The sequence below is a fragment of the Paracoccus laeviglucosivorans genome, from assembly GCF_900182695.1.
Taxonomy (GTDB): Bacteria; Pseudomonadota; Alphaproteobacteria; order Rhodobacterales; family Rhodobacteraceae; genus Paracoccus; species Paracoccus laeviglucosivorans.
The window spans coordinates 1-1,972 of sequence record NZ_FXTK01000064.1 but is presented as its reverse complement, the minus strand read 5'-3'; the positions used below and the strand labels follow the sequence as shown (position 1 = coordinate 1,972).

The 1,972-nt window shown below is 64.4% G+C and carries 1 protein-coding gene; it reads left to right on the top strand.

The genetic code is table 11. The features are described 5' to 3' along the window. Positions 1 to 24: 24 nt before the first annotated feature. Positions 25 to 1,972, top strand: a 1,948-nt coding sequence (locus FN835_RS20965; protein WP_142665170.1) for a recombinase family protein, incomplete at its 3' end; no start/stop codon positions are given.

The following is a 1,972-nucleotide window of genomic DNA, read 5'->3' as shown; positions in this document are numbered from 1 at the left end:
AAAGCGAACCGGAGGGAAGCGGTGATGGACGGTGATCTCCTCCCGCCGGCGATCCTGCAGCGCAAGGCGGTGGTCTATGTTCGTCAATCAACCCAAGCCCAAGTCGAACTCAACACCGAGAGCCGACGACGGCAATATGAATTGGTCGAGGTCGCACGTCGTCGTGGTTTCCGGACCGTGGACGTGATCGACGACGATCTCGGCCGCTCCGCCAGCGGCATGGTCGCCCGGCCCGGCTTCGAGAAGCTCGTCGCCGCCTTGTGCGCGGGGGAAGTCGGTGCCGTGCTCTGCTTTGACGCTTCGCGGCTGGCGCGCAACGGCAGGGACTGGCACCACCTGCTCGAATTGTGCGGGCTTGTCGAGGCGCGTGTCATCGACCTTGATGGCGTCTATGATCCCTGTCTGCCGAACGACCGCCTGCTGCTCGGCATGAAGGGCAGCATCAGTGAGTTCGAGCTCGGAGTGATCCGGGCGCGCATGATCGACGCAGCCCGGGCGAAGGCGCGTCGTGGCGAACTTCGGATCAGCGTGCCGGTCGGTTACATCTGGCATCGCGAGACCGGGCTCGGGCTCGATCCTGATTTCCGGCTCCAGCAGGTAATCCGGTTGGTCTTCGAGCGGTTTCGCCAGCTCGGCAGCGCGCGGCAGACGCATCTGTCGCTGACGGCAGAGGAGGTGTTCTTTCCACGTCCGTCGGACGGCAAACGCCTGACATCCTTTGATTGGACGCCGATCCGCTATCGTAATGTCATCGGCCTCCTGAAGAACCCTTTCTATGCAGGCGCTTATGTCTATGGAAAGAGCGAGAAGCGGATCGAACTGGTCGATGGGCGTGCCCGCAAGTCCTACGGCCATGGCAAGCCGGCGGAGGCCTGGGACGTGCTCATCCGCGATCATCATGACGCCTATATCGACTGGACGGAATACGAGCGGAACCAAAAGCTGCTAGCGGCAAACGCCTATGGACGCGCGGGCGGGCAGAAGTCCGGGCGTGGCGGCCGTGCCCTTCTCGCAGGCATACTGACCTGTGGGCGCTGTGGCCGCGGCTTGGCTGTCGCCTATGCGGGCGCCCCTCCGGGCCGTCCGACCTATCGTTGCGACCGACCAAATCTCATGCTTGGTCTGCCGCGCTGTCTCAGCTTCGGCGGATCCCGTGTGGACGCCACAATCGCAGGGGAGATACTGCGTGTGGTCGAGCCGATGGCAATCGAGGCCGCAATGGAGGCGGAGCGGATGCACAGGGAAGGAGAAGCCGAGCGTCGGCACGTGGCCGAACTCGATCTACAGCAGTCAGAATACGATGCTTCGCTGGCGGAACGGCGCTATGCCGCCTGCGACCCGGAGAACCGGCTTATCGCGGCTCAGCTTGAGAAGCATTGGGAGGCCGCGTTGCGCCGTGTCGAGGCATGCCGGGCCCGCCTTGCCGCGACGGATACCCCAGACCCGACCGCGCCGATGCCCGACTTCGAGGGCTTGGCGGCGGACCTTTCCGGAGCTTGGTCGGCGCAGGGCGTCACGACCCGAAGCCGCCAGCAACTGGTCCGGACGCTGATTTCGGACATCATCGCGGATATCGACGATGCGACACGAGAGGTCGTGCTGACTATCCACTGGCAAGGCGGTCAGCATTCGCAATTGCGGGTGCGTAAACCGAGGACGGGGGAGCACGGTTGCCAAACGCCTGAGCAGGCCCTTGTCGTGATGGAACGGATGGCGGCGCGCTTTTCCGACACCAATATCGCGGCCACCCTGAACAGGATGGGTGTGCGGACCGGACAGGATAAGACCTGGACCGCGCACCGGGTGGCCTCCATTCGCAGGGTCCGTGGTATCCACGCCTTTCGCTCGGCCGAGAAGGGTGGCGCGTGGCTCACCATGCGCGAGGCCGCGGCAAAACTCGGGGTGACCAGCCATGCCGTGCGACGGATGATCCAAGACGGGATTTTGCCTGCCGAGCAGGTCGTTCCGGGCG